This is a genomic window from Streptomyces sp. NPDC090025 (assembly GCF_044748125.1).
GTDB lineage: Bacteria > Actinomycetota > Actinomycetes > Streptomycetales > Streptomycetaceae > Streptomyces.
The window spans coordinates 230571-236014 of sequence record NZ_JBIVFL010000008.1 but is presented as its reverse complement, the minus strand read 5'-3'; the positions used below and the strand labels follow the sequence as shown (position 1 = coordinate 236014).

Annotated in this window: 5 protein-coding genes; 4 read left to right on the top strand and 1 reads right to left on the bottom strand. The window is 75.7% G+C overall.

Annotated features, from left to right (window positions below; translation table 11 throughout):
- The first annotated feature begins 164 nt into the window (after positions 1-164).
- Positions 165-1100 carry a 4-hydroxy-3-methylbut-2-enyl diphosphate reductase gene (gene ispH / locus ACIPXM_RS20625; RefSeq protein WP_401657331.1) on the top strand — a complete coding sequence of 312 codons (936 nt, stop codon included), beginning with the start codon at positions 165-167 and terminating at the stop codon, positions 1098-1100.
- Positions 1101-1506: 406 nt separating this feature from the next.
- Positions 1507-2496 (top strand): phosphotriesterase, encoded by a 990-nt coding sequence (locus ACIPXM_RS20620; protein WP_401657329.1) that lies wholly within the window; start codon positions 1507-1509, stop codon positions 2494-2496.
- On the opposite strand, the gene ACIPXM_RS20615 is transcribed toward ACIPXM_RS20620, so the two are convergent.
- Positions 2472-3473 (bottom strand): AraC family transcriptional regulator, encoded by a 1002-nt coding sequence (locus ACIPXM_RS20615; RefSeq protein ID WP_401657327.1) that lies wholly within the window; start codon positions 3471-3473, stop codon positions 2472-2474. The two genes, ACIPXM_RS20620 and ACIPXM_RS20615, sit on opposite strands and share 25 nt — an antisense overlap.
- Positions 3474-3702: 229 nt before the next feature.
- Between ACIPXM_RS20615 and ACIPXM_RS20610 the strand changes: the two genes are divergently transcribed.
- Together ACIPXM_RS20610 and ACIPXM_RS20605 are read left to right on the top strand one after the other, a co-directional pair.
- Entirely contained in the window at positions 3703-4506 is an 804-nt protein-coding gene (locus tag ACIPXM_RS20610; RefSeq protein WP_401657325.1) for a methyltransferase domain-containing protein, read from the top strand.
- The gene (locus ACIPXM_RS20605) at positions 4503-5432 is read left to right on the top strand and encodes a hypothetical protein (protein ID WP_401657323.1); all 930 of its coding nucleotides are present in this window, start codon (positions 4503-4505) and stop codon (positions 5430-5432) included. Before ACIPXM_RS20610 ends, ACIPXM_RS20605 begins: the two co-directional genes overlap by 4 nt.
- The last annotated feature ends 12 nt before the right edge of the window (positions 5433-5444 follow it).

Below are 5444 nucleotides of genomic sequence, written 5' to 3'. Positions count from 1 at the left end.
ACGGCCCGAAACGGGCCTTCCGCAACACCCTTCAGGTCCGCGCCGTGGAACCGCGCCCGTTCGGGCGGGCCCGGTGCCCCTCGGGGCATGGTTCGGGCCGGGCGGGAGACCGGCGCGGTGGTCCGTGTTTCCCTCCCCTCAACGGACGATTCCTGGAGGACGTCATGGGGAGAGTGCTGCTCGCCGCGCCCAGCGGATTCTGTGCCGGGGTCGCCCGTGCCGTCGAGACCGTCGAACTCGCCCTCGCCCGGCACGGGGCACCCGTCTACGTGCGCCGTCAGATCGTGCACAACCGGCGGGTCGTGGAGCGGCTGCGGGACCTGGGCGCGGTGTTCGTCGAGGAGGTCGACGAGGTCCCGTCGGGCGGGGTGCTCGTCCTCGCCGCCCATGGCGTCGCTCCGGCGGTACGGGACGCGGCGGCGGGCCGTGGCCTGCGGACCGTCGACGCCACCTGCCCGCTGGTGACCAAGGTGCACCGCGAGGCCCGGCGGTACGCGGGCCTCGGCTACGACATCCTGCTGATCGGGGACCCGGGCCACGACGAGGTCGTCGGCACCGTCGGAGCGGCGCCCGGACGCACCCACGTCGTGCACGGTCTCGAAGGCGCCCGCACGCTGGAGCTCGCGCACCCGGGGCGGCTCGTGTGGCTCGCGCAGACCACGCTCGCCGTGGCGGACACCGCACGGGTCGTGGCGGAACTGCGCGGGCGCTTCCCCGGGCTCCAGGACCCGCCGAGCGACGACATCTGCTACGCCGCGCAGAACCGGCAGGCGGGCGCGCGGAAGCTGGCCGAGGCGACCGACCTCGTGCTGGTCGTGGGCGACGTGAACTCCCACAACTCGGGGCGCCTGGTGGAGGTGGCGCGGGCCGGTGGCACCCCGGCCCACCTGGTCGACGATCCGGCGGCGATCGACGACCGGTGGCTGGCGGGCGTCGACGTCGTCGGGGTGACGGCGGGTGCCTCGGCGCCCGCCGAGTCTGTCGAGGCCGTGCTCGCGGAGCTGGCCGCGCGCGGCTACCCGGAGGTGAGCACGGTGCGGGTCGCGCGCGAGGGCCTGCGGTTCTCGCTCCCGCGCGAACTGACGGAGTTCGACGCCTGACCGCACCCCGCGCGTGCTCGGCCCGGCGCGTCCAGCGTCGTGTGCGGAACGCGGCCAAGCCGTACGCGAAGCGCTCGTCGAAGGAGTCGCGGCCCAGGTGGCCGAGGGCGCGGTGCAGGGGGCGCCTCGCCTGCTCGCCGGCGAACGGGTCGGCGGCCCACGTGCTCACGGGCACCCGACGAGGACGGCATCCGGCTCGCGCCGGCCGCCGGGGCGACCCTCTCCCGGGCCGTGAGTCAGGCGCCCGCGGCGGCGCGGGCGGCACCACGCGTCCCCGGACAAGCGGCGTGCGCCGGGGCGAAAGCCGCCCCGGCCACGGCTCCCCGAGAGTGGACCGCGTCACCGTTCCAGCGGACCGGGCCGCGGGATCCTCGGGCTCGGCCACGAGCAGACCGAAGGACCCACCATGGCACCCGCCGCCCCCTCCGGCCCCACCATCCCCACCGTCCGGGGGCCCGTGGCCCTCGCCGACCTCGGCACCGTCCTCATGCACGAGCACGTCTTCGTCCTCAGCGAGGAGTTCCGGCGCAGCATGCCGGAGACCTGGGACGAGGAGGAGCGCGTCGCCGACGCCGTGACCCGGCTGAAGGCCCTGGCCGCGACCGGCGTCACCACCCTCGTCGACCCCACCGTCATCGGCCTGGGGCGGGACGTGCGCCGGGTCGCCCGGGTGAACGAACAGGTGGACCTGAACATCGTCGCCGCCACCGGGGTGTACACCCTCGGCGACATCCCGGACTTCTTCCGCTACCACGGGCCCGGGACCCTGCTCGGCGGCCCCGACGGCATGACCGAGCTCTTCGTCCGCGAGCTCGAAGAGGGCATCGCCGGCACCGGCATCCGCGCCGCCTTCCTCAAATGCGCCATCGAGGCCGAACTCACCCCGGGTGTCGAACGGGTCATGCGGGCCGTCGCCCAGGCCCATCTGCGGACCGGAGCACCGATCACCGTCCACACCGCCGCGGCCGCCCGCACCGGACTCACCGCGCAGGAGGTGCTGCGCCGGGAGGGCGTGGACCTCGGCGCGGTCGTCATCGGACACAGCGGCGACACCGCCGACCTGGACTACCTGCACCGGCTCGTCGACAACGGCTCGTACCTCGGCATGGACCGCTTCGGCCTCGACCTGCTGCTCCCCGGCGACCAGCGGGTGGCGACCGTCGCCGCCCTCGCCGGGGAGGGCCTGGCCGACCGGATGGTCCTCTCGCACGACGCCTCGTGCCACATCGACTGGTTCCCGCCGGGCGTCCGCGAGGCCGTCGCCCCGGACTGGCACCACACCCACCTGCACGACCAGGTGCTCCCCGCGCTGCGCCGGGCGGGCGTCACCGAGGAGCAGCTCACGACGATGCTGGTCGACAACCCGCGCCGCTACTTCACCCCGACCGGCACGTGACCGCCCGCCGCGCGCCCGACCGGCTCCCCGTCCCGCTCCGTCGGCGCGAGGGCCGCCCGCCTGGCCTCGCGCGGTGTCAGGCCGAACTCCCGCCGGAACGCCGTGCTGAACGCGGCGTGGCTGCCGAAGCCGCAGGCGTGGGCGATGTCCGCGACCGACCGGTCGGCCCAGCCCGGAGCCGACAGCCGGGTCCGGGCCAGGAGCAGCCGCTCACGGCGGACCAGATCGCGCGCGGTCGTCCCCCCGTCCCGGAGCACCTGCTGGATGTACCGGGTCGACCAGCCGAGGGCGCTTGCGATGCCCCCGACGTCCAGACCGGCGTCGGCGGCGTGGCGGCGGACGTGGCGGCGGATCGCGGCCTCGGTCCTGGCCCGTTCCCCGGTCGGAGCCGTGTCGGTGGCCCCGTCCGCCGCCAGGCACACCAGATCCAGCAGCCGTTCGCAGGCGAGGTCGAAGAGCGTGTCGGTGAGCGCGTCCCGCTCCTCGTGCAGCGTGGTGACCATGGACCGCACCACCCGGCCGAGTCCCGCGTCCGCGCCGAACAGCCGGGGCGCCCGCGCGACGGCGGGGCTGCGGGCGACGACCTCGCGGCCCGGCACGATCAGCGACACCGAGCGGAATCCCGCGTCGTGCGCGAAGACCAGCGGCCGGTCCACCGGACAAAGGGCCATGACACCGGGCGTGACCTTGCCCGAGGCGCTGCCCTGCTCGACCTGGGCCGCCCCGGCCAGCGGCACGAGCAGTTCGTACGTGCCGCGCGGATCGCGCTCGATGTGCCGGGCGCTCCGGGTCACCGTCTGTCGGCCGCCGGCGCACAGCGCGAGGGCGTAGCCCGGTGACCGCCGCCAGTCGAGCCGCCCGGTCCACGGGGCGGCCCGGTCGGGCACCCACACCCGGCTGGCCCCGTGCAGGGCGGTGAACGCCTCGTGCCAGTCGCCCGCCGAGGCGGCGGGGGTCAGCGCCGTCACCTTGTCCATGCGCCCATCCTCGCGGACGGTACCGGCGGAACTCGGCACGTCCGGGCAGAGGCCCCGTGCGAACGGGCAGCGTGGGCCGGTGACGCGTTCCCGGCGCCGGACGCCCGCGGCGAACATGAACGTCACGGAAGGCCACCGCGAAGGCGGGCGGGCCCCGGGCCCGTCTCACGAGCGCCCGTCCGGCCCTCGGGGGGATTCACCGCAACGCGCCCGAAGGGACGACTTGCTCATGCACGGTGACCCACCCCCAGAGCCCGCACCGGACTCCTCGTACGTCTTCGCGGGCGCGGGGGAGGCCGAACGTGCCCGCCTTGACCTGCTGGCCCGCCTGACGGACCCCCTGCACCGGCGCGCCCTGTCCCAAGCGGGCCTCCGTGCCGGACTGCGCTGTCTCGAACTCGGCGCGGGGACGGGCACGGTCGCCGCGTGGCTGGCCGGACGGACGGGGCCCGAGGGGCAGGTCCTGGCCACCGACATCGACCTGAGCTTCCTCGACGGGCCTGCCCGCCCCCCGCTGGAGATCCGACGGGTCGACGCCGTCAAGGACGAACTCCCGCCCGCCGCCTTCGACGTCGTCACGGCCTCCGCGCTCCTGCACCATCTGCCGCAGTGGGAGTCCGTCGTCGACAGGATGGCGGCCGCCCTGGCGCCGGGCGGTGCCCTGGTCCTGGTCGAACCCGACGTGGGCGCCGCCCTCCTCGGCCGGCCGGAACACCGCCGCTTCTGGGCCGACTGGTGCCGCTGGGGCAGATCCCAGGGCATCGACTACGGCCTCGGCCGCAAACTTCCCGACGCCGTGCGGCGAGCGGGCCTCGACGTCCAGGACGTCACCATGGAGGTGCCGTTCTACGACGAGGGCTCGCCCTGGGACACCCTGTACCGGGCCACACTCCAGGCGATCCGCCCCCGCCTGGCGGGGTGGGACGGCCCCGACCTCGTCGCCGCGTACGACCGCCTGCCCACCGGCCCCGGCCGCCCGGCCTGTGGCCTGGGCTGGACCGCCGTCGTCGGGCGCGCCCCGGGCACGCCGTGAACGCCCCCAGGATCACCGTCGTCGGAGCGGCGGGCGGCGTCGGCTCCGCCCTCGCCCACCTCCTCCTGACCGCCCCCGACCCCTACGAACTCGCGCTCATCGGCCGCCACCCCGACTCCGTCAGCGGCCTGCTGATGGACGCCGAATCCCTCGCCCCGCTGGGCCGAACCCGGCTCGTGACCCGCGGCGGCGCGGCCGACCTGCACGACGCGGACGTCGTCGTCATGGCCGCCGCCGCCCCGTTCGTGCCCCGGACGGCCCGCGTCGAGGCACTGGACCTCAACGCGGAGGTCGTCCACCCCTACTTCCGCGAGCTCGCCAAACTCCCCCCGGACTGGCCCGGGCACGTCATCGTCGTGACGAACCCCGTCGACGTGTTCGCGGGGTGGCTGTGCCGGTGCGGGCGGATCGACCGCCGGCGCGTCCTGGGCTATGCCTGGAACGACACCCTGCGGCTGCGCGCCGCCGTCGCCCGCGCCCTCGACGAGGATCCGGCGGACGTCACGGCCTGGGTGGTCGGCGAGCACGGCGACGCCTTCGTCGCGCTCTTCGACCGTATCCTCGTGCGCGGCGCGCCCGTCCGGCTCCCCGCCGCGGCGCGGGCGCGGATCCTCGCCGAACTGCGCGGCTTCTACACCCGATGGGGCCGCCTGGGGGTGACCCGTACCACCGAGTGGACCACGGCCGGCGGAGTCGCCCGCATGATCCACGACCTCGTCCACGGGCACCCGGCGAGCTGGCCCGCCTCCGTCGGCCTCGACGGCGAGTACGGCCTGCGCGACGTCCACGTCGGGGTCCCCGTCGCCGTCGGCGCGCGGGGACTCCCCGAGGTCGTCGAATGGGAGCTCGCACCGGACGAGTACGCCGTGCTGCACCACGCGGCGGCCCTCGTCCGGGACCGTGTGGCGGCCCTGGGCCGGCTGTGAGCACTCCCGCCG